This is a genomic window from Bradyrhizobium sp. MV1.5 (assembly GCF_055807615.1).
In genome coordinates this window covers 47568-70170 of record NZ_JBVVPL010000033.1, presented here as the reverse complement: position 1 = coordinate 70170, position 22603 = coordinate 47568, and the positions used below count along the sequence as shown (strand labels likewise).

Here is a 22603-nt window from a genome sequence, read left to right as displayed (position 1 = left end):
CCGGCCGGTCGCGAAAGCCCGATGGGAGAAATAGCGGTGGTAACCCGCTCCGATCGCAAACATGCGGACGACATACAGCGAGGCGCAGATCGCGATGGCCTGCCAGGTCACGCCGGTCCAGATCGCCGCAATGCAGCCGAGATGGACCAGCAGGAACGGCAGGGCGGAGGGATACATGATGTCGTCGTGTTGGTCGTCGGCGGAGGCGTTGGGCGACATGGATTGGCGTGACCTTGGATGACGGGATTCCGGAGTCGCTTCGGCAGCATTGAGGGCCGCTGTGTACGACAAACCCGGGGGGTGGCGGACCGCTGCGGGGCTTCGAACGAGATACTTTGCCTGAACAACCCGGGCCAGCGCGACAGCACGATCCTGAGACCATAGCTTCGGCCGGGAACTCGACTGATCCCATATATATGATCCCGTCCGCTTGGCATGCAAGCTCGTAGCCTCACGGGGTGCGTGGCGCGCGGGCTGCCGACGCTCTATATCCGTCAGTGAAAAGGAAGCGTCAAAACATCGCAGGCGGCAACGATGACGGAAGCGGCGATGATGGCGAGCGAAACCCTCTGGCAGAAGATCCGCGACGAGGCGCAGCGCGCAGCGGCAGCCGACCCCATATTCGGCCGGACTCTTGGCGGCCTCATCTTCGCCCATGACGATTTTACCGCCGCACTATCCGACCTGATCGGACGGCGGCTTGGCGACAGCGCGGCCGAACGCGGGCGCTTCAGGACATTTTCCCGCGACGCCTTCAATGGCCAGCCCGATCTGATCGAGGCGGCCGGCCGCGACTTGCAAGCCATCGTGCTCCGCGATCCCGCCATCACCGGACTGTTGGCGCCGCTGCTGCATTTCAAGGGCTACGTCGCCTTGCAGGCCTGGCGCGTCTCGAACTGGCTCTGGCATCACGACCATCGCGACGCGGCGCTGCTGTTTCAGAACGAGGCCTCGAACGTCCTGCAGGTCAGCATTCATCCGGCGGCGAGCTTGGGATCATCGGTGTATCTCGACCACGCCACCGGCATAGTGATCGGCGCCGATGTGGTGATCGGCGACGAGGCCACCATCCTTCAGAACGTCAGCATCGGTCGCGGCACGGAACTGCCGGCGCGCTCGCCTCGCATTGGTCGCGGCGTGTTCATCGGCTCCGGCGCGACAATTCTCGGCAACGTCAGGATCGGCGATTTTGCAAAGATCGGCGCCGGCACCGTCGTGACGTGCGACGTGCCCCCGGGCTGTACCGCAGTCGGCAATCCGGCGCGGCTGACCAATTGCCCCGAACCCGCCTCGGCGGCCTGACTCGCCCTCACGTCATCAGGCGACGTGCTCCTCGGTCAGGCGGCGCGGCGGCGGCTCTCGCCGCCATGATGCGGCGTGACTGGCTTCGAACTGGTCTGGCCCGGTGCGTCCAGTACCGCGACATGATGCCGGTAGACCATTTCCCAGCCCTTCCATCCCGTGAACAGGAGGATGCCGACCACGATCAGCGAGAGCACCACGCCCCACGGCTTGACCGCAGCCTCCGCGCCTTGCGCGTAGCGGAGGTAGAAATTGATTGCGGCGAGCACGACCGCCACGAGATTGCCGACCATGTGATACCAGGCATCGTTGAGGCTGCGGATACGGGCGTCGCTGAAGAAGTCGGTGAAGCCGGCCACGGCGGCAACGAGCGCCATGACGATGCCGGCGCCGATCAGCCAGATCGCGGCTCTGGCCCAGAAGCCGTCACCGGTTCCGATGAAGGCGAGATCGGCGATGGGCGCGCCGACCAGGAAGGCGACGGGGAACGGGATGATCATGGGGTGGAGCGGATGATCGCCGATGGCGGCGGTCGACTTGGGGTTGATGCTCATGGCAAAACCTCGCGAGAAGTGATTTTCGGGACAAATTTTCGGGCGAGGGCTGGTTCCTCCGACGTGATGTCAGCACCCGCCGAGGCCGGCAGATTGCCAACCGCCTGCAACGCCAGGCTTTCCTGGGGCCAAATTCAGTCCCGGTAACCCAGCATTAACCATCGCCGGGCTCTGGTAATTGCGGACAATCGCGCCCAAAGCCCGAAGTCTGAGCCTTGGGTCGAGGCCCATAGTTTTGACATCTTGGCAGGGAATGCAGGCGGCCGGCTTTGGACGAGCCCTGCACCCCAGAAAGACAAGGCTTTGAGCGGGCTTGCCGGCCGCGCCGGGTTCTAGCGCGGCCATTGGGGAACCGGCGGCCATTTGCTGGCCGGGACATGAGATCGGGACATCAGGTAACGATCGCCTTGAGAGGATACTGCTTATGAATCCGGCCGACGTGGCTCAGTCAGCCCTTCCGGTTGCCGCTTCCGCGGACGTGTCGCTGATCGCGCTGTTCTGGCAGGCTCACTGGATCGTGAAAGCGGTGATGCTGGGGCTTCTCGCCTGCTCGGTCTGGGTCTGGGCGATCGCCATCGACAAGATCTTCCTGTTTGCCCGCACCCGCCGCTCGATGGACCGTTTCGAGCAGGCTTTCTGGTCCGGCGAGTCGATCGAGGACCTCTATCGCACGCTCTCGGCCAAGCCGACGCATTCCATGGCGGCCTGCTTCGTCGCGGCGATGCGCGAGTGGAAGCGTTCGTTCGAGAGCCAGGCCCGCTCGGTCGCGGGCCTTCAGATGCGCATCGACAAGGTCATGAATGTCTCGATTGCCCGCGAGGTCGAGCGGCTGGAACGCCGGCTGCTGGTGCTCGCCACCGTCGGCTCCGCGGGCCCCTTCGTCGGCCTGTTCGGCACCGTTTGGGGCATCATGTCGAGCTTCCAGTCGATCGCGGCGTCGAAAAATACCTCTCTGGCGGTGGTGGCCCCCGGCATCGCGGAGGCGCTGTTTGCGACCGCCGTCGGCCTTATCGCCGCCATTCCTGCCACTATTTTCTACAATAAGTTCACCTCCGAGGTGAACCGGCAGGCCCAGCGGCTCGAAGGCTTCGCCGATGAATTTTCAGCCATCCTGTCGCGCCAGATCGACGAGCGGGGGTGACGGACGGCATGTATAGTGTGAAGGGCAATTTGGGCACCAGACCATGGGCATGAACGTTGCGAGTTCGTCCGGAGGCGGTGGGCGCCGTGGCCGGCGCAAGCCGGTCGTGGCCGAGATCAACGTCACGCCGATGGTGGACGTGATGCTGGTGCTGCTCATCATCTTCATGGTGTCGGCGCCGATGCTGACGGTCGGCGTGCCGCTCGACCTGCCGCAGACCCAGGCCAAGAGCCTCGAAAACAACGACCAGAAGCCGATCCAGATGTCGGTCGACATCAAGGGCAAGGTGTTCATCAACGACGCCGAGATCGCGATCAACGACCTGATCCCGAAGCTGAAGGCGATCACGGACGCGCGCGGCGGGCTCGAGGAACGCATCTATCTGCGTGCCGACAAGAAGGCGGATTACGGGACGGTGGCCAAGGTCATGGGCCAGTTGTCCGGCGCAGGCTTCAAGAAGCTGGCGCTCGTCACGGAAGCGGATCAGGGGTAGACCGTGAAGGTGAAGGTCGACAAGACACTCGTTGCGTCGATTGCCCTCCACGTCCTCGTGCTGGGATGGGGCCTCGTTACCTTTAGCAGCAGGGCTTTCGTGCCTGCGGAAGAGTCGCTGCCGATCGACATCATCTCCACCGACCAGCTCGCGCAGATGATGTCGGGGCAGAAGACCGGCGACAAGAAAGAGCCGAAGCCGAAGGTCGAGAAGATCGCGGAAGCCAAGCCCGAGGAAGACGCTGTCGGCAAGGTCACCGAGAAGAAAGAGCTGATCAAGACCAACTCGACGCCCGAGCCGCCGCCCAAACCCGTCGAGAAGCCGGTCGAGAAGAAGCCCGAGCCGCCCAAGCCCGTCGCCGAGGCGAAGCCGAAGGAAGAACCGAAGCCGCCGGAAAAAAAGCCTGACCCGGCCAAGGAAGATCCGATCGCCGAGCTCCAGAAAAAGCTCGAAACCAAGAAGCCCCCGCCCAAGCCGCCGGAGCAGAAGGTCGCGGCGGTGCAGCCGCCGCAGGTCCCGAAGCCCAAGGAGCGCAGCTTCGATCCCGCGCAGATCCAGCGCGATCTCGACAAGCGCGCGGCGACCCGCCACGAACTCGCCGGATCGACGCTGAATGCATCGGCCTCGCTGGGATCGACGACCGGAACGGCCGCCAACAACATTGCGACCTGGCGGGGGGCGTTCCAGGGGGCGGTGAAGCGCTGCTTCACGCCGACCTATAACGGGCAGGATGCAGATCAATACGAAGCCGACATCGACATTCCCATGAAGATTGACGGATCGCTCGCGTCCGAGCCGATCGTCGTCGCGGTGAGGGGCCCGTCGCGGTCGATCGCACAGGCGGTGGCGGAGAGTGCCAGACGCGCCATCGTGCAGTGTCAGGTCTATTCGTTCATGCCGAAGCAGCAATACGAGAGCTGGAAGCTCATTCCGATGACTTTCGGCCTGAAAGATATGTTGTGACATCCGAACAAAAGAACTTTGCAATGAATGACGTCCGCTCAATGAACCGCCGCCGCTTCATGACCCTGACCGGATCGACGCTCGCGATGCTGGGGGGCGGACAAGCCTTCGCCCAGCAGCCGCAGCAGGGACGGCTCCGCATTGATCCCACCGAGTTTCGGCCAATTCCGATCGCGATCACCAATTTCGTGCCGGGCTCGCCGGCCGACGGCGACGTCGGCAACGGCGTCACACAAGTCATCACCAACAATCTGAAGCGCTCGGGCCTGTTCGCGCCGGTCGACCAGGCCGCCTTCATCGAGCGCATCAGCAACATCGACGTCGCGCCGCAATTCGAGAACTGGAAAACCCTCAACGCGCAGGCCCTCGTCACGGGCCGCATGACGCGGCAGCCGGACGGCCGCCTCAAGGCCGAATTCCGCTTGTGGGACGTGGTCACCGGCCAGCAGCTCGCGGGCCAGCAATATTTCACCTCGCCGGAATATTGGCGCCGCATCGCCCACATCATCTCCGACCAGATCTATGAGAAGCTGACCGGCGAGAAGGGCTATTTCGACAGCCGCGTGGTGTTCGTCGACGAGACCGGGCCGAAGGAGCGTCGCGTCAAGCGGCTCGCGATGATGGATCAGGACGGCGCCAATGTGCGCTATCTGACCCGCGGCTCCGACCTCGTGCTGACGCCGCGCTTCTCGCCGAACTCGCAAGAGATCACCTACATGGAGTTTGGCCAGGGCGATCCGAAGGTCTACCTGTTCAACATCGAGACCGGCCAACGCGAGATCGTCGGCAACTTCCCGGGCATGACCTTTGCGCCGAGGTTCTCGCCAGACGGCCAGCGCGTCATCATGAGCCTGCAGCAGGGCGGCAATTCCAACCTGTTCGTGATGGATCTGCGCTCGCGCTCGACCACGCGCCTCACCGACACGCCCGCGATCGACACCTCTCCGTCCTACTCCCCGGACGGCACCCGCATCTGCTTCGAGTCCGATCGCGGCGGCAGATCGCAGATCTATGTCATGGCCGCGGGCGGCGGAGCGGCGCAGCGCATCTCCTTCTCCAAGGACGACAACAACGCCACCTATTCGACGCCGGTGTGGTCGCCGCGCGGCGATTACATCGCTTTCACCCGGCAAGGCGGCGGGCAGTTCTCGATCGGCGTGATGAAGCCGGACGGCTCCGGCGAACGGCTTCTCACCTCGGGCTACCACAACGAAGGTCCGACCTTCTCGCCGAACGGCCGCGTGCTGATGTTCTTCCGCGATCCCGGCGGCAGCGGCGGGCCGTCGCTGTTCTCCGTCGACATCTCGGGACGCAACGAGCTGAAGGTGCCGACGCCGGGCTTTGCCTCCGACCCGGCATGGTCGCCGCTATTGTCCTCGACATCGGGCTAGCCGCCGCCCGCGGCGCGCGATGATTTGACCGCGCGCCTTTTCCGAAAACTTTGCCAGATGTTTCCCCGCAATAATTGTTCTTTAAGGTTGCACTCGGCAAACTTTTCCCATGGGTTTGTTTCTATTGATGTATTTCGACTATTGGTCACTCAAAACAACTCGACTTTAACGATGTTCCCTCAGAAAGACTTCATACCGGATCGGTAAAACTGCGCTCCAGACAGGACGCGCGTAGACACCAGATGCAGTTTGCAAGTCAGAGCGGAGAGCCGGAACAGCGGCCGCCGAAAACTTCGGCGGCGCAAATCGATTCGCTGTTCGAAGCGCCTGGTCCGCTGCTGGCCGGACTCATTTTCGTGTCGATTGGTGCGGCCCTGACCGCGCTGAGGACGGGCGAGCCGCTGATCTGGGCGTGCGTCGCACTTCTTGTCCTGGCCGGGACCGCGCGGGCGATCGACCTGCGCCTCTATCAGGCACGTCATGCGGTCATGACCGTCGAGGCGGCCGCACGCTGGCAGAAGCGATATCAGATCGGGGCAAAGATCCAGGCGGCTGCGATCGGCATCTGGTGCGCCACGGCCCTGTTGGCCACGGACGACGCCGTGGCCCACATGATCGCCTTGTCGGTCACTACCGGAATCGCGGCGGGCGGCGCGGGCAGGGCATATGGCCGGCCTGCGATCTTCCACCTCCAGGCCGTGCTGATTTTCGGCCCGGCCGTGCTTGCCTTGGCGCTGCGTGGAACGCCCTACTACATCGCGATGGCGCTGGTCAGTGCCGCGTTCCTGATGGCGATCATGCAGCTCTCGGTGAATCTGCACCGAATCTTCATGGGAGCGGTCGTGGCGCGGGAGCGTGAAGCCGCGCTCGCCGGCCAGTTCGACACGGCGCTGAACAACATGCCGCACGGCCTCTGCATGTTCCGCGTCGACGGACAGCTGGCGGTCATGAACCACCGCTTCGGCGCAATGATGAATCTGCCGGAAGGTCTGGCGCAACGCGGCGTCAACGCGCGTGACATCGTCGCGGCATGCGTCAGCGCCGGATCCATCTCGGCTGGGAGCGGCGAGCGGATCGTCGCGGACATCGAGAGTTCGCAAGCCAAGGAGATCATCACCGCCGATCCCGATACGCAGCGAAACCGGTCGTTGTCCTGGACTGTCCAGCCGATGGCTGACGGCGGCGCGGTGGTGCTGCTCGAGGACATTACCGACCGTCGCAGCGCCGAAGCCAAGATTACGCATCTGGCGCGCTACGACGACCTCACCGCGCTCCCCAACCGCGTTCATTTTCGCGATGAGATCGAAAGGCTGCTGGCGATCTCGCACGATTCCGAGCGCCTGTCCGCGCTGCTGTTCGTCGACCTCGACCAGTTCAAGCAGGTCAACGACACGCTCGGCCATCCCTGCGGCGATCAGCTGCTGTGCGCGGTCGCCAACCGTCTGCGCGAGATGCTGCGCCCGGAGGATTTCGTCGCCCGCTTCGGCGGTGACGAATTCGTCGTGTTCCAGGAGAACATCTCCTCGCCGGAGGACGCCGCTGCACTGGCGCGCCGGATCGTCGAGCGGCTGAGCGAGCGCTACCGCATCGACAATCATCTGGTCGAGATCGGTGCCAGCGTCGGCATCGCGCTGACCTCGCCGGAGGGCGTCAGCGCGGACACGCTGCTCAAGAACGCCGACATGGCGCTGTACCGGGCCAAGGCCGACGGCCGCGGCACCTTCTGCTTCTTCCGCGACGAGATGGCGGCGACCGTCGAGGCGCGCCGCATCCTCGAGCTCGATCTGCGCAAGGCGCTCGCCAACGAGGAATTCGAGCTGTTCTACCAGCCGCTGGTCAATCTGAAGTCCGGCAAGATCACGACGTGCGAGGCGCTGCTGCGCTGGAATCATCCGGTGCGCGGCACGGTCTCGCCGATCGACATCATCCCGGTCGCCGAGGACATGGGGCTGATCGTCGATCTCGGCCGCTGGATCCTGCGCCGCGCCTGCATGGAATGCATGAAATGGCCGGAGGGCGTCAGCGTCGCCGTCAACTTCTCGCCGCAGCAATTCCACCAGCGCGACGTCTTGAGCGAAATCCGCTACGCACTCGAGGTTTCGGGGCTCCCGGCGCATCGGCTGGAGATCGAGATCACCGAATCCTCGCTGTTGCGCAACACCCAGCTCACGCACGACATCCTGTCGCAATTGCATGCGATCGGCGTGCGCATTTCGCTGGATGATTTCGGCACCGGCTATTCGAGCCTCAGCTACCTGCACAATTTCCCGATGCAGAAGGTGAAGATCGACCGCTCCTTCCTCGAAGGCATCGATGCCGACCGGCCGCTGACGCTGCTGCGCGGCGTGGCGCGGCTGTCGGCCGATCTCGGCATGGCCGTCGTGGTCGAGGGCATCGAGACCAATGACCAGCTCGAGCTGATCAGCGCCGACGGCACCGTGACCGAAGGGCAGGGCTATCTGTTCAGCCGGCCGGTGCCGGCAGTCCGGATTCGCCAATTGCTCAATGCCTCGCATGGCCGTCGCGGGGCTGAGGACCAGATCGTCATGGTGTCCTCCCGATCGATCGCCTGATCTTTCACTGCCTGCTCCTTCAACGCCTTGGCTCTTGTGCGCCCCGTGTTTTTGCGGGCTGCAAAGGTTAACCCTAACGTTTCTAAGCCTTTGCAATTCCGTTAATGAACCATTAATCTCGTCACACTCGTAGAAGTTGCTTGGAGTGTAGGGGTACTGGATGACGTCTGGAGCCGAACCGCAAACGGTGCTCCTTCCGCGGGGAGCCGCTCTGTTTGACCGCATCGATTACCGCCTGATCGAAACTCCTGAGGACCGAGACAACCTCTATCTGATGCGCTACCGGGCCTATCTGCACGCCGGACTGATCGAGCCGTCGGAGTCGCGGCGCGTGACCGATCGCTTTGACGATGCGCCCAACACCTGGAATTTCGGGGTCTATGTCGATGGAGAGCTCTGCAGCTCCGTTCGCATTCACGTCCTGACGTCCGACTGGCGGATGTCCTACACGACCGAAGTGTTTGGCGACGTCCTGCATCCCCGCCTCGACCGCGGCGAAGTTCTCATCGATCCATGCCGGTTTGTTGCCGACCCCGAAAAGCACCAGCGCTTTCCGGAGCTGCCCTATCTGACGGTGCGGCTGGCTTTTGTGGCTTGCGATCATTTCAACGCCGACACCGGGCTGGCCATGATCCGGACCGACCATCAGGCGTTCTATCGTCGCGTCTTCCTGCACGAGACCATTTCACCGGAGCCCCGCGGGTTTCCGGGCTGGCCCACCAAGAAGGCCGTGCTGATGGCGTCCGATTTCCGGAACCAGCGGGAAAAGGTCCTGACGCGCTTTCCGATCATGCGCTCCAGCGCTTTTGAGCGGCGCATGTTGTTTCAACGCAGCAGCCCGCGCCAGGCGGTCCCGCGCCCGGTGTCGCTGGCCACCCAGCGGACCCCCGACGTCGCCGCCTCGGCAACGGGTTCTGCCCGCTAGGCCCCAGGGTCTGGCCCCAGGTCCGGCCCCAGGTCCGGCCCCAGCGTCTCCACGCGACGAGCCTAAAATTCCGGCAAAAGCCGCGGTTTTTGCCGGTCGGCGCCGCTTGCCTTCACCATCGCGCCACATTTACAACCCATTAACCATGACGGTTGCTTTTCGCTGGTTGGGGGCATTTGACCGGCTGTGGCAAGGTTCCATCAAGGTTGACGGAACGTTCGCTTAACCAACCCCCTGTAGACCGGACAGCAGTGGACGAAAACGTGAGCGTGGAGGCTCCGGAATGAAACATCCTATGCGCATCCTCCAGGGATTGAAGCTGGCCGCGGTGCTTGCCGTCGCGTTGTCGATGGGTGCCTGCGCCAACAAGAACGCTGCCACGGATGCGATGGCCAACGCGGCGACGCCGGGCAGCCAGCAAGACTTCGTCGTCAATGTCGGCGACCGCGTGTTCTTCGAAAGCGACCAGACCGATCTGACCCCGCAGGCGATCGTGACCCTGGAGAAGCAGGCGCAGTGGCTCCAGAGCTATCCGCGCTACAGCTTCACCGTCGAAGGTCATGCCGACGAACGCGGCACCCGCGAATACAACATCGCGCTCGGCGCCCGCCGCGCCCAATCGGTGCGTTCGTTCCTTGCCTCGCGCGGCATCGATCCGAACCGCATGCGCACGATCTCGTACGGCAAGGAGCGGCCGGTGGCCGTTTGCAACGACATCTCCTGCTGGTCGCAGAACCGCCGCGCCGTCACCGTGCTGAACGCGAGCTCCTGACGATCGGTCAGACGCCGTTCATCTTCAGAGACCGATTATGCCGGCGCCCTCTCGGGCGCCGGTTTCGTTTCAGCGATCTGTGACAGAAACCCGTTTGTTACAGTCACAGTTTTGGCGTACTCCCCTTCAATGTGTGGCGCGTCGAATGTTCGGTCGCAGGCCATTTCGCTTTCGTCGTCAGGGCAAGATGTCATCCAGATTTAAGGTCTTCACCGGCACCGTGGCGATCGCCGCGCTGCTCTCGTTGTGCTCGCCCGCCCTCGCACAGACGGACGATGCAGATCCCGAGATGCGGATCGAGCGGCTGGAGAACCAGTTGCGCCAGCTCACCGGCCAGAACGAAGAGCTGCAATACCGCAACCGCCAGCTCGAAGAGCGGCTGCGAGCACTCGAGGGCGGCGCGCAAGCTGCGCCCGGCCAGACGCCGGTCCAGCCCAATGTCGCGGCCATGCCGCCCGCGCAAGCCGCGCCGGCCTATCGCCAGCAGCCGCCGCACCAGCAAGCGGCCCAGCCGAATTACGAGCAGCCGCAGATCGCCTCTCCGGCGCCGATCGTTCAGGAGCAGCCTGCGCCCGGCGCGCCGGGCACGCGCCGCCGCGGCGACGCCTTCGACCCGAGCCAGAGCCCGAATGCGCCGGGTGCGCCGCGCGCGCTCGGCGGCGGGCAGCAACCGATGCCTGCAGGTGCCCCGGGCGGCGCGCCCGGCGGCCGTGGCGCCGGCGAACCGCTCGATCTCGCCAACACTGGTCCGCGCTACCAGCAAGGCGTGCCGCCGGCAGCACAGCCCGGCTATCCGCCGGTCCCGTCCGGCTCTCCCGCGCCATCAGGCGCCCCGGCGCTAACGACGCTGCCGCCCTCGGCCACGCCGCGCGACGAATTCGACCTCGGCATCGGCTACATGCAGCGCAAGGACTATGCGCTGGCCGAGCAGACCATGAAGAATTTTTCGCAGAAATATCCGAGCGACCCGCTGCTCGGCGACGCGCAATACTGGCTCGGCGAGAGCTATTTCCAGCGCCAGCAATATCGCGACTCCGCGGAAGCCTTCCTCGCCGTCACCACCAAATACGACAAATCCGCCAAGGCGCCGGATGCCCTGCTGCGGCTCGGCCAGTCGCTGGCCGCGCTGAAGGAGAAGGAGGCCGCGTGCGCCGCCTTCGGCGAAGTCGGCCGCAAATATCCGCGCGCTTCCGCCGGCGTCAAAGCCGCGGTCGACCGCGAGCAGAAGCGAGTGAAGTGCTGACCGGCCGCGATTGATCCTGACAAGATTGATGGCGCTGCGCTAAACAGTCGGTCCATCATCCGCGGACGATTGCAGCGTCATGTCAAAGGACAATTCACCGATCTCAGCGCGTGAGGCCAAGCGCCTCTTCGCAGGCCTGAAAGGCGCGCAGGGACTGTTGCTCGCGGTCTCCGGCGGGCCCGACTCGGTGGCGCTGATGTGGCTTGCGGCGCGCTGGCATCGCAGCCTGGCGCGCGGCCCGCGTCTCACCGTCGTCACCATCGACCACGGCTTGCGGCCGGAGGCGGCGCGCGAGGCGCGCGAGGTCAAGCGTCTCGCGACCGGGCTTGGCTTGCCGCACCGGACCGTGCGCTGGCGCGGGGCAAAGCCGAAAACGGGATTGCCGGCCGCCGCGCGCGAAGCCCGCTACCGCCTGCTTGTGCAGGCCGCGCGCGTCGCCGGTGCGAGCCACGTGCTGACCGCGCACACCCGCGACGATCAGGCCGAGACCCTGTTGATGCGGCTTGTCCGCGGCAGCGGATTAGCCGGGCTGTCGGCGATGGCCCGTCTCACCGAGCGCGACGGCGTCGTTCTTGCGCGTCCCCTGCTCGATGTTCCGAAGTCGCAGCTGATCGCGACCTTGAAGCGGGCAAAGATCGACTTTGCCGACGATCCCACCAACCACGACGCCGCCTTCACCCGGCCGCGGCTGCGTGCGCTGCTGCCGCAGCTCGCGGCGGAGGGCGGTGATGCCCGCAGCCTGGCTCGGCTCGCGGCAAGGCTGGCGCGCGCCAATGCGGCCGTCGAGGTGCTGACCGATGGAGCCGAGCGCTTCCTCCGTTTGCGGGATCGCGGCGATGCGCCGCAGGCCGGCGTTCGAAGCTTCGAGGCCCCCGTGTTTGCCGCCCTGCCGGATGAGGTCCGGCTGCGGATCCTGCTGCGGGCCATCAACGCGTTCGGGCATGAGGGACCGGCGGAACTCGGCAAGGTCGAATCCCTCCTGGCCGTGCTCGATCAGGCCATTGCCGCAAGTCCCCGCGCACCCGCAAATGGCCGGCCGGCCCTGAAGCAGACGCTTGCGGGAGCCTTGATCAGCCTTGCCGGGGGACGTATCCGTATCGCGCCGGCGCCTACCCGGCGCAAGGGTTGATCGAGGGTTGATCAAGGGTGGATAAGGGCGGATCATGGCACCGGCTCGTTTCGCGACCGCGCCGTGAGGACACCTTAACCAGGCAGGAAAAACCCGGATCCGGGCGCCATTATTTCAGCGGGAATCGGACTAAGATGGGCTAAATAGTCCCATCTCGTTCCCTTGGCAGCGACCGGAGCGACACCTAGATTGTATCCGTCTAACCGAGAGGATTCCTTGGGGATTTCCTCGCGCTGCCCAAATAACTGCCCAAGGCTCAGGCCGCGATCCGCGCGACCACGAAGGAAGATCGATGAACGCCAATCTGCGCAATTTCGCCCTCTGGGTCATCATTGTCCTGCTGCTGTTGGCGTTGTTCACGCTCTTCCAGAATCCGGGTCAGCGCGCCTCCTCGCAGGACATCGCCTTCTCCCAGCTCTTGAGCGAGGTTGACCGCGGCAATGTGCGCGACGTCGTGATTCAGGGGCCGGACATTCACGGCACCTTCACCAACGGCTCGAGCTTCCAGACCTATGCGCCGAGCGATCCGACGCTCGTGAAGCGCCTCTATGACAGCAAGGTGCAGATCACCGCGAAGCCGCCCGGCGACAACGTGCCGTGGTTCGTCTCGCTGCTGGTCTCCTGGCTGCCCTTCATCGCGCTGATCGGCGTGTGGATCTTCCTGTCGCGGCAGATGCAGGGCGGCGCCGGCAAGGCGATGGGCTTCGGCAAGTCGCGCGCAAAGATGCTGACTGAAGCGCATGGCCGCGTCACCTTCGAGGACGTCGCGGGCGTCGACGAAGCCAAGCAGGACCTGCAGGAGATTGTCGAATTCCTGCGCGACCCCGGCAAATTCCAGCGCCTCGGCGGCCGCATTCCGCGCGGCGTGCTGCTGGTCGGCCCTCCCGGCACCGGCAAGACCCTGATCGCGCGTGCGGTCGCGGGCGAAGCCAACGTGCCGTTCTTCACCATTTCGGGTTCGGACTTCGTCGAGATGTTCGTCGGTGTCGGCGCCAGCCGCGTCCGCGACATGTTCGAGCAGGCCAAGAAGAACGCGCCCTGCATCATCTTCATCGACGAAATCGACGCCGTCGGTCGTCACCGTGGCGCCGGCCTCGGCGGCGGCAATGACGAGCGCGAGCAGACGCTGAACCAGTTGCTGGTCGAGATGGACGGCTTCGAGGCCAACGAGGGCGTGATCCTGATCGCCGCGACCAACCGTCCCGACGTGCTCGATCCCGCGCTGCTGCGTCCCGGCCGCTTCGACCGTCAGGTCGTGGTGCCCAACCCGGACGTCGTCGGCCGCGAGCAGATCCTCAAAGTCCACGTCCGCAAGGTGCCGCTGGCGCCGGATATCAACCTCAAGACCATCGCGCGCGGCACCCCGGGCTTCTCCGGCGCCGACCTGATGAACCTCGTCAACGAAGCCGCGCTCACCGCCGCCCGCCGCAACAAGCGGATGGTGACCCAGGCCGAGTTCGAGGAAGCCAAGGACAAGGTGATGATGGGCGCCGAGCGCAAGTCGCTCGTCATGACCGAGGAAGAGAAGCTGCTGACGGCCTATCACGAGGGCGGGCACGCCATCGTCGGCCTCAACGTCGTCGCGACCGATCCGATCCACAAGGCGACCATCATTCCGCGCGGGCGTGCGCTGGGTATGGTCATGCAGCTGCCCGAGCGTGACAAGCTGTCGATGTCGCTGGAGCAGATGACCTCGCGCCTTGCCATCATGATGGGTGGCCGCGTCGCCGAAGAGCTGATCTTCGGCCGCGAGAAGGTGACTTCGGGGGCGTCGTCCGACATCGAACAGGCGACGCGTCTGGCGCGCATGATGGTGACGCGCTGGGGCCTGTCCGAGGCGCTCGGCACCGTGTCCTACGGCGAGAACCAGGACGAGGTTTTCCTGGGCATGTCGGTGTCGCGCACCCAGAACGCATCGGAAGCGACGGTTCAGAAGATCGATACCGAGATCCGGCGCTTCGTCGAAGAAGGCTACAACGAGGCGACGCGTATTCTCACCGAGAAGCGCGCCGATCTCGAAGCTCTCGCCAAGGGCCTGCTCGAATTCGAAACGCTCTCCGGCGACGAGATCATCGACCTGCTCAAGGGCAAGAAGCCGAACCGCGAATCCGTGCTCGAGCCGACCACGCCGCGCGCCTCGGCCGTGCCGCCGGCCGGCAAGTCGCGCCCGCGACCCGATCCGGATCCCGGCCTGGAGCCGCAGCCGCAGGCGTAATCGAGAGCGGCAGATTGAATTGAAAAACGCGGCGGAAACGCCGCGTTTTTTGTTGGCGATGGTGATTTGTGGGTGGTGCCAACTCAGCGCCCCGTCATCGCGAGCGCAGTGAAGCAATCCAGAATCGTTCCGCGGTGACAGCCTAGATTGCTTCGCTGCGCTCGCGATGACGATTTTGATGCAGTTGCACTTGAAACTCAGAACTAGGCCAGGCAAAGGCGCCTAAGCGCCGCGCCCACCATCTCTAGGCAATCACGCTGGAAGTGGTGGGCACACGCTCTGGAATTTTCGTCAACACTTCGGCGCCCGCATCGCCAGGCCTAGATTGGATTCAGGAATGCGGCGACATTGCCGGCTCGCCAGACCCCGCCGGACTGCGCAACGCGCCGAAGACGACGCCGACGAGAGCGACGATGAGGAGCGGCGATAGTCGTCCCGCCGGAATATACACCGCCGGGCTGAGCAACGGCACCATCCAGATGCCGAGCCCGATCAGCCAGTCGCGAAAGCGTGGAGCATCGATCGATGCGGCAAGCCACAGCACGACGGCGACCGTCAGCAGCGTCGCGTCATAAGGGCCCGAATGCGGGGCCGCCAGCACGGTTGCCGCAAGCAGCACGATCAGCTTGTTATTGGTGCTGAGCGAGGAGCGAAAGGCCGCGAACGTCGCCGCCGCGCTCGAAAGGATTGCGGCCAGCTGCAGGATGGAGGCCAGCCGCTCCGGCAGGCCCAGCAGCATCGCGCAGGCCCACACGCTGTGACCCCAGATGCGGCCATAGGCCAGCCATTTCGCGTCGGGGCTGACCAGATTGTTGTACGCCTGCGGTATCCACCAGAGCCACAATTCGACGCCAAAAATCATGGCACTTGCAGCCGCCAATGCGAATGCCGAGCATGCAGCAGCGCACAGGCTGCCATAACGGCGCGCCCCCACTAGCGCGAAGGGGACGAGCAGGAAGAATTGCGGCTTGAAACTCAGCAGCCCGAGGATTGCCCCGGCAAGGAGCGGTCGCGGTCCGAGCAGCCTGACGCCCGCGACCAGCAGTGCGGCAACGAGAAAGGCGCATTGTCCATCGGCCAGGTTGAGAGATGCCGATGGCGAGACCAGCACGGCCGCGATGATGTAGGGCGTCAGTTGCTGCTGATCCGCCCGGTTGCGAAGCGCCCAGGCCAGGAAGCCTGCGGTCGCGGCCTGGAATGCGACATAGGAGCCGATGAAGCCAAGCGACGCGAATGGCAGCAGCAGAACGAGGAAGCTGGGCGGATAGAACCATGGACGGAACTCCAGAGGCACCGAGAGCCATGATGCGAACGACTGGTTGAGATGGGCCGTGAACGCGTCGCCATCGATGACCAGCGCAAGATTGCCGGCGAGCAACGATCTGACGGCGCCGTAAAACACCATCCAGTCGGTTCCGGGGGCGACGTGGTTCAGCCCGATCCAGCCGGGATGCGTGAAGGTGGAGATCAGGACGCCCCAGGCGAAGAGCGTTGCGATCGAAAACGCTGGCAGCATCACGACGGGAATTCCGATCCAGCGGCGCGATGGACCGGATATCGGCTGTTGAGCGGATGCGCTCACTTGACGGATTCCTTCGAGGACTCCGCTTCCGGCGTCGCGCCGGCCTCTGTGCCGCCGGTTCGCACGTGGATCACGGCGATGTCGTCGGCGTAGAGCCGCTTCCAGCCCTTGATGTGGTCCAGCACCTGGGCGGCCGGCGCGTCCGGGACCATGAGCGTGGCGTCGATCTTGTACGCGTCGAGCAGCCGCGTCAGAGTGTCGAGCTTCTTGAGCTCCACGGCCTTGAAGACGTCCATGGCAAAGGTTTCGCCGTACAGCTCGGCGCGGCCGTCGATGAAGACCGGGATGTCACGCGAGATCAGATAGCCGCCGAACCGGTAGGCGTTGAAGATGCGCTGCGCCTTGCGTTTCTCGAGCAGATCGACGGCGGCAACCGGTGTCTGATCCATCGTGAAGGTGAAGCGGTGATGCGCCATGTAAAGTGAGGTCGATGTCCAGCCCGCGGCCACGATCATCAGCGCGCCGGTTGCGGTGACGTAGCGGGCAGCCCAACTCTCGCCCTGCATGCCAGGCTGTGGCAGCGCAGTCCGTTCGCCGAGGGGCTTGGCCAGCACCAGCGGCACCAGGAAAGCAAAGGCCTCGATGCTCCTGACGTGGGTGAGCGCCATCCAGGTCAGAAGCAGGATCAGAAGAATACGCGGCGGCGAGAGCGTCAGGCCGCGATACAGCCCGAGTGCGATCAGGCCGAACAGCGCGCCTTCGAACGCATTGAAGGATGCGAAGCTCGCGGGCGACCATTCGGAGATGATCGTCAGCAGCTCGCCGAGATTGAGGATGTTGATCGCGCCAAGCAATGTGCGCCAGCCATAGGGTGTGACGCAGCTTGCAGCGAGTGCCGCAACACCGAACAGGAACCAGCGCGACAGCAGCCGGACCTGCTTGCCGGACTCCATGCCCCAGAGCGCCACAAACGACATCGGGCCGATCAGCGCCAGGCCCAGCACGAAGCCGCCATGCAGGTTCGACCACAGGGACATCAGCGGCAGCCAGTACCATGACGGGGCGCCCTTGCGGTCGGCTGCGGCCATCAACACGCCGACCCACGCGATCATCACGGGCAGCGCCAGCATGTGCGGCCGCGCCAGAATATGGTGCAGCGACAGCAAGAGCGCGAACATCGCGAACAGGACCGCGCGCGGAATTTCCAGATGAGCCTCGAGCAGACCGACCAGCATCGCCGCCGACAATGCGACCGCAAGCGCGGTGAGGATCACGGGGCCGGCCCAATCCCATTGCGCATAGGAGAGGGCGAACAGCACCTGCGACAGCCATGAGGTCGAAACCCAGGGCGCCCCCGGTCGGGTGAAGGAATAGAAGTCCGTGTAGGGAAGCGCGTGGTGATCCAGGATCCATTGTCCGATCTTGATCTGCCAGAGCGAGTCGGAGTCCTGAAGCAGCGTGTCGCCGACATACACGAAGAAGAGATAGGCGCCCGCACCGACGCATAGCGGCACCAGCGCTCGCGCACGACCCTGCACGGTGATGCTGTTGGCAAAGGAAAGGGACATGCCGCCTCGTCGTCCTGGTGTTTTTGTCGTTGTGCCGAGCGATCGACATTGGACCACGGCGGTCATAATTCCGGGTAAACCGGTGAGGCCGGGCCGGCTTGATGTCTCGACAATTTAACGGATCGTTTTAGATTTCGGTTTACCATCGACGAATACACGCAAACCGCTCTGTGTTTCCGCAGTCGAATTAACTGCGGCGCAATTCTTTGCCACTACGTTCGGTTCCATGGTCAAGCGGCGCTGGGAAGCCAAAAGGACCAGATCAGTTGTAGCCTCGTGTACTCATTTGGAGCTCTTTATGAAGAACCTCGTTGCGCTTTTTGCGAAGGATGAATCCGGCGCCACCGCTATTGAATACGGTCTGATCGCCGCCGGCATCGCGCTCGCGATCATCACTGTCGTCAATAACCTGGGCACCACCTTGAACGCCAAGTTCACCTCGATCTCGAGCAGCCTCAAGTAAGGCTGTACGAATCGCGAATTCAGAGAGCCCCGTCCTTGACGGGGCTCTTTTCTTTTGGCGGACGATTTCCGGATCTGAGGTCGCCAAGCTGTAGCGAGCTTGTAGGGCGGCAAGGCGTCTGCCGCGGCTCCAAGAGCGCAGGCGTTCCCACCGTCGAGAACATTGAAATTGAAAGTTGCTGGTGGGCACGGCGCTGCGCGCGGACCCTAGGGCAACTTGCCGGCTGTCATTCCGCGAGGCCGGTCTGCCAGACCGGCGACGGCGCAGGCGCGGCAGACGTTTGCTGCGCGCGGCGGTGCCATTCGAGATAGAATTTCGCCGCCCAGATCGACGCTGCGGCGACTGCGATGCCGCCGGCGACGTCGACGACGTAATGCGCCCCGATCACCGGTGTTGCCGCAATCATCAGCAGATTGAGCGCGGCCGCGATGCCGCCGAGGCCGCGCACCGGCCACAGCGCCCACATGTAGAGCACGGCGGATGCGGCGTGGAAGCTCGGAAACGAGACAATGCCGGCGAGGAAGAACAACCGGAGTTCGTGCAGGCTACCGTCGCGAAGCGCGAGGATGTCGCGCAACTGCCCGGCATAGACCGCGGTGTTGATTTCGGGAAAATGCGCGGCGGACAGCTGCAGCCCCCAATAGGTGCCGATCGCGGGCACGACGGCGGAGATCGCGATGGTGACCGCGAGCGCGAGGCTCATCGCGAGCATGAACAATTGCAGCCGCATATAGTGCGCCGTCAGTGCCAGCACGATTGGAATGCCGAGCAGCGGCAATTTGATCAACCCGTATCCGCGAGCCAGGCAGTCCGCGAGCCAGGGATGGTCGTTGACGTATCGCGCGATCGGTTCGGGATCGAGCCCGAGTGCACGGTCGATCGCAAGCAGCGCCTGATCCTGCAGCGGCCAGTTCAGCTTGGCCGCGACATAGCTGAGCGGTCCAACGATGGCGCAGGTGAGAATGATCTGTCCGATCGTTCCGAGCGAAAACAGCAGCTTCGGGTCGGCAAGCTCGCCTTTGACGATGCGGTGGCCATAGGCCAGCGCGAGCAGGACTGCAGCAACTGCCAGCGTCACCCCATAGGCGACCGGTTCGAGGCTCAGGCCGGTGAAGGGGAGGCCCAGCGCCAGCAGGCTGCCCATGGCTGCGATGGGAAGCCAGTTCAGGTGGAAGAGCTGCCAGGCGGTCCGGGCGTCCGTGTCGACCATGCTGCACCGAGGTGGATCGCAATACCGCAGCACAGTCGCGGAGCAGGTTTAAGATGGGGGTAACGATCGTGGTTACCCCTTCACCAAAGCAGTTCGCCGCGTTTTTAGCTGTTTGAGCTCGCAGCTATTTTTGGCGTGACGCTTCATGCATTTGCACCTTGTCATCCACTCTGAATAGTTGTTCAGTCCTTGCGGGGCGATTTGCGATATCAGTGACGAAGCGTTCGGCCGCAGGGCGTGCGGCCGGCGTGTGGGACAGGAAGCGCGCCATGGTTTATCGGCGAACGCATCAAGTGGTGAAGCGCCTTGCAGCCCGGCGCAGTGCGATACTGGCGGCGGCGCGGGAGGCGGCGGCGGAAGGCGGGATGGCGGCGGTGCAGATTGCGCCGGTCGCCGTTCGCGCCAGCGTCGCAGCGGGTACGGTCTACCGCTACTTCCCCTCCAAGGCCGATTTGATCTCCGAGTTGATCGCCGAAGTCTCCCGCGACGAGCTCACGGCGATCCGGCGAGCAGCCGATGCCGCGCCGGGGCCGTCCTCGGCGCTGGCGGCGGCGGTGACCACCGTGGCGGTGCATACCCTGTCGCAGCGCAGGCTCGCCTGGGGCATCCTGGCCGAGCCGGTCGATGTCGATGTCAGCGCTTCACGCCTTGCCAGCCGGCGCGAGATCGCGGGCGAGATGGCCTCGCGGATCGACGCCGCCGTGCGCGCCGGCCACCTGCCGGCGCAGGACACCGCGCTCGCCGCCACCGCGCTACTCGGCGCCTTGCACGAGGCCTTGGTCGGACCGCTTGCGCCGGACAATCTCGACGATCCCGCCAGGATGCGCGATGCCGTGCAGACCGTGACGCTGCTGGCGCTCCGCGCAGTGGGCGTCATGGACGCCCGCGCCAGGGGTCTTGTCGTGCAGCAGACGCTGCTGCCGGCGGCGAAAGCGCTGGTTGGGGCCTAAAACGTCCGCCTGATCGACCGGCGGACCTGATCGCGCCCAGGCCGTTGCCCGAGCTCGCCTTTGCGAAAAACCCCAGCATCTTCGCCGGACCCGCCGGCTACTGTGCATGGGGTTGTTTTCGACATTTTTTGTTTGCCGCGTGCCGGCGGGCCTAGATATTCGCTTCGCCCTCGGGGCCGACCGAGGCGATGCGCACCATGTTGGTGGTGCCGGGGATGCCGAGCGGCACGCCGGCGACGATGATCACGCGCTGGCCCGCCCGGACAAAGCCGTCGCGGAACGCGATCTGGCCGGCGCGGCTCACCATGTCGTCCTGGTCGCGCGCATCTTCCGCCACCACGCAATGCACGCCCCAGACGACCGACAGCCGGCGTCCCGCCGCGACGTTCGGCGTGATCGCCACGATCGGCGGCTTCGGCCGCTCGCGCGCCACGCGTACGGCGGTCGATCCCGAACTGGTCCAGCAGATCAGGGCCGGCAGGTCGAGCGTCTCGGCGATCTGCCGCGCGGCGTCCGCGATGGCATCGCCGGCGGTGGCTTCCGGGGCGGGGCGCTGTGCGGTGATGACCGAGCGATAGATCGGGTCGCGCTCGACCTCCTCGCCGATGCGATTCATGGTCGAGACGGCCTCGACCGGGAATTTTCCGGCCGCCGATTCCGCCGACAGCATGATGGCGTCGGCCCCTTCGTAGACGGCGGTGGCGACGTCGGAAACCTCGGCGCGGGTCGGCACCGGCGACTGGATCATCGATTCCAGCATCTGGGTTGCGATCACCACCGGCTTGCCGGCGCGCCGCGCCATGCGCGTCATCTGCTTCTGCAGGCTCGGCACGCGCTCCAGCGGCAGCTCGACGCCGAGGTCGCCGCGCGCCACCATCAGGGCGTCGGAGGCGTCGATGATGTCGGCGAGGCGATCGATCGCCTGCGGCTTCTCGATCTTGGCCATCACAGCGGCGCGGCCGCGGATCATCTTCTTGGCCTCGAGCACGTCGTCGGCGCGCTGCACGAAGGACAGCGCAATCCAGTCGACGCCGGTGACCAGCGCCGCCTCGAGGTCGGCGCGGTCCTTCGGCGTCATCGCCGAGACCGGCAGGTCGGTGTCGGGCAGGCTGACGCCTTTGCGATCGGACATCCGGCCGCCGACCACGACGCGCGTCACCGCGTGGTCTTTCGTGGTCTCCTCGGCGATCAGCCGCACCTTGCCGTCGTCGAGCAGCAGCGAATGGCCCGGCCGAAGCGCGGCCAGGATCTCCGGATGCGGGAGCTGGACGCGGGTGGTGTCGCCCGGCGCCTTGTCGGAATCCAGCGTGAAGGTCTGGCCGTTCTGGAGCTGGACGGCGCCTTCGGCGAAGGCGCCGAGCCGGAGCTTTGGCCCCTGGAGATCGACCAGAATGCCGATCGGCCTGCCATAGCTGCTCTCGACGTTGCGGATCGTCGCCACCAGCTCCCGCATCTTGTCATGCGGGGTGTGGCTCATGTTGATGCGGAACAGGTCGGCGCCGGCCTCGAACAGGCGGCGGATCATCGCGAGGTCCGAAGACGCGGGTCCGAGGGTCGCGAGAATCTTGATACGGCGAAGACGCCTCATGGCTTATTTCCAGACGGGGGCGAGGGAGCTGGCGGGAGGCCAGGAGCGGCGGGGGGCGTACCACCGGGAGGGCCATTGGGCAAACCCGGAACCCCCGGGCCAACCGGGCCGGGGAGACCAGGCACGCGCTGCTGTTTTGACGGCTGCTCGTTGGCATCGGTGAGCTGCACCGTCCAGGCGCGCTGCTCGCCGGTATCGACCTCGAAATAGCCGGTCCGGTCATAGCCCCGCGCAAGGCAATCCTCGGTGCCGCGGATGGTGAACTCCTTGTCGCGCGAGCACATGAAGGCCTGGCCCGACCATTCGCCGCCGCGGTCATAGTCGATGGCGTAGATGTAATAGAAGCGGGCCACCAGCGTTCCCCGCAGCAGGGTCTCGCAGGAGCGCGACGAGATGTTCCACCAGCCCTCGGTGGTCCAGCCCTCGGCATCCTTGTAGCCGAGCGCGATGCCGACCCGGCTCGATGTGTTGTTGCAGAGCCGGAAATCGGCGGAGGCCGGGCTGGCCCAGAAGCATAGCAAGCCAACCACCAGCACCGGGACCAACCGGGCGAGCAGGCGAAGGCGGGAGCGGGGAGATTCGGCGATCATTGTCGCGGAAG

The 22603-nt window shown here is 64.8% G+C and carries 19 protein-coding genes and 1 pseudogene; 13 read left to right on the top strand and 7 right to left on the bottom strand.

Annotated features, from left to right (window positions below; translation table 11 throughout):
• Positions 1-219, bottom strand: a pseudogene (locus AC0L2J_RS26295) (acyl-CoA desaturase); the annotation flags it as partial.
• Between the two features lie 315 nt (positions 220-534).
• Here AC0L2J_RS26295 and AC0L2J_RS26290 point away from each other — a divergent pair.
• Entirely contained in the window at positions 535-1302 is a 768-nt protein-coding gene (locus tag AC0L2J_RS26290) for a serine acetyltransferase domain-containing protein (RefSeq protein ID WP_473249752.1), read from the top strand.
• 35 nt (positions 1303-1337) lie between these two features.
• Here the strand turns inward: AC0L2J_RS26290 and AC0L2J_RS26285 are convergent, their stop codons facing one another.
• Positions 1338-1856: a DUF2231 domain-containing protein gene (locus tag AC0L2J_RS26285; RefSeq protein WP_007614277.1), complete on the bottom strand. Its 519-nt coding sequence runs from the start codon at positions 1854-1856 to the stop codon at positions 1338-1340.
• 424 nt (positions 1857-2280) lie between these two features.
• On the opposite strand from AC0L2J_RS26285, the gene tolQ reads away from it, so the two are divergent.
• The 10 genes from tolQ (at position 2281) to ftsH (ending at position 14701) form a co-directional block, all read left to right on the top strand.
• The gene (gene tolQ, locus AC0L2J_RS26280) at positions 2281-2997 is read left to right on the top strand and encodes a protein TolQ (protein WP_007596319.1); all 717 of its coding nucleotides are present in this window, start codon (positions 2281-2283) and stop codon (positions 2995-2997) included.
• A 43-nt stretch (positions 2998-3040) separates the two neighbouring features.
• Positions 3041-3490: a protein TolR gene (gene tolR / locus AC0L2J_RS26275; protein ID WP_007614276.1), complete on the top strand. Its 450-nt coding sequence runs from the start codon at positions 3041-3043 to the stop codon at positions 3488-3490.
• Positions 3491-3493: 3 nt separating this feature from the next.
• Positions 3494-4453 (top strand): protein TolA, encoded by a 960-nt coding sequence (locus AC0L2J_RS26270; RefSeq protein ID WP_473394977.1) that lies wholly within the window; start codon positions 3494-3496, stop codon positions 4451-4453.
• A gap of 41 nt (positions 4454-4494) precedes the next feature.
• Positions 4495-5844 (top strand): Tol-Pal system beta propeller repeat protein TolB, encoded by a 1350-nt coding sequence (tolB, locus tag AC0L2J_RS26265; RefSeq protein WP_247432852.1) that lies wholly within the window; start codon positions 4495-4497, stop codon positions 5842-5844.
• 242 nt (positions 5845-6086) lie between these two features.
• Entirely contained in the window at positions 6087-8417 is a 2331-nt protein-coding gene (locus AC0L2J_RS26260; protein ID WP_063994771.1) for a putative bifunctional diguanylate cyclase/phosphodiesterase, read from the top strand.
• Positions 8418-8577: 160 nt separating this feature from the next.
• Positions 8578-9342, top strand: a complete 765-nt coding sequence (locus AC0L2J_RS26255) for an N-acyl amino acid synthase FeeM domain-containing protein (RefSeq protein WP_007614263.1) — start codon at positions 8578-8580, stop codon at positions 9340-9342.
• 283 nt (positions 9343-9625) lie between these two features.
• Entirely contained in the window at positions 9626-10114 is a 489-nt protein-coding gene (pal, locus tag AC0L2J_RS26250) for a peptidoglycan-associated lipoprotein Pal (protein ID WP_007596304.1), read from the top strand.
• A gap of 187 nt (positions 10115-10301) precedes the next feature.
• Positions 10302-11357, top strand: a complete 1056-nt coding sequence (gene ybgF, locus AC0L2J_RS26245) for a tol-pal system protein YbgF (protein WP_473394976.1) — start codon at positions 10302-10304, stop codon at positions 11355-11357.
• A 79-nt stretch (positions 11358-11436) separates the two neighbouring features.
• Complete coding sequence (gene tilS, locus AC0L2J_RS26240) at positions 11437-12486, top strand: tRNA lysidine(34) synthetase TilS (protein ID WP_473394975.1); 1050 nt, start codon at positions 11437-11439, stop codon at positions 12484-12486.
• A gap of 292 nt (positions 12487-12778) precedes the next feature.
• On the top strand, positions 12779-14701 hold the full coding sequence (gene ftsH, locus AC0L2J_RS26235; protein WP_007596301.1) for an ATP-dependent zinc metalloprotease FtsH: 1923 nt from the start codon (positions 12779-12781) through the stop codon (positions 14699-14701).
• A gap of 331 nt (positions 14702-15032) precedes the next feature.
• Here the strand turns inward: ftsH and AC0L2J_RS26230 are convergent, their stop codons facing one another.
• Positions 15033-16283 carry a glycosyltransferase family 87 protein gene (locus AC0L2J_RS26230; protein WP_473394974.1) on the bottom strand — a complete coding sequence of 417 codons (1251 nt, stop codon included), beginning with the start codon at positions 16281-16283 and terminating at the stop codon, positions 15033-15035.
• Entirely contained in the window at positions 16280-17791 is a 1512-nt protein-coding gene (locus tag AC0L2J_RS26225; RefSeq protein ID WP_473394973.1) for a hypothetical protein, read from the bottom strand. The genes AC0L2J_RS26230 and AC0L2J_RS26225 overlap by 4 nt, the downstream gene beginning before the upstream one ends.
• A 298-nt stretch (positions 17792-18089) precedes the next feature.
• Between AC0L2J_RS26225 and AC0L2J_RS26220 the strand changes: the two genes are divergently transcribed.
• Positions 18090-18254: a Flp family type IVb pilin gene (locus AC0L2J_RS26220; RefSeq protein WP_473394972.1), complete on the top strand. Its 165-nt coding sequence runs from the start codon at positions 18090-18092 to the stop codon at positions 18252-18254.
• A gap of 226 nt (positions 18255-18480) precedes the next feature.
• On the opposite strand, the gene AC0L2J_RS26215 is transcribed toward AC0L2J_RS26220, so the two are convergent.
• A complete protein-coding gene (locus tag AC0L2J_RS26215) occupies positions 18481-19464 on the bottom strand; it encodes a phosphatase PAP2 family protein (protein WP_473394971.1) in 984 nt (327 codons plus the stop codon).
• A gap of 269 nt (positions 19465-19733) precedes the next feature.
• Between AC0L2J_RS26215 and AC0L2J_RS26210 the strand changes: the two genes are divergently transcribed.
• On the top strand, positions 19734-20414 hold the full coding sequence (locus AC0L2J_RS26210) for a TetR family transcriptional regulator (RefSeq protein ID WP_007614253.1): 681 nt from the start codon (positions 19734-19736) through the stop codon (positions 20412-20414).
• A 151-nt stretch (positions 20415-20565) separates the two neighbouring features.
• Here the strand turns inward: AC0L2J_RS26210 and pyk are convergent, their stop codons facing one another.
• The gene (pyk, locus tag AC0L2J_RS26205; protein WP_007614251.1) at positions 20566-22002 is read right to left on the bottom strand and encodes a pyruvate kinase; all 1437 of its coding nucleotides are present in this window, start codon (positions 22000-22002) and stop codon (positions 20566-20568) included.
• Positions 21999-22592 (bottom strand): DUF1036 domain-containing protein, encoded by a 594-nt coding sequence (locus AC0L2J_RS26200; protein ID WP_063994779.1) that lies wholly within the window; start codon positions 22590-22592, stop codon positions 21999-22001. Before AC0L2J_RS26200 ends, pyk begins: the two co-directional genes overlap by 4 nt.
• Positions 22593-22603 lie beyond the last annotated feature (11 nt).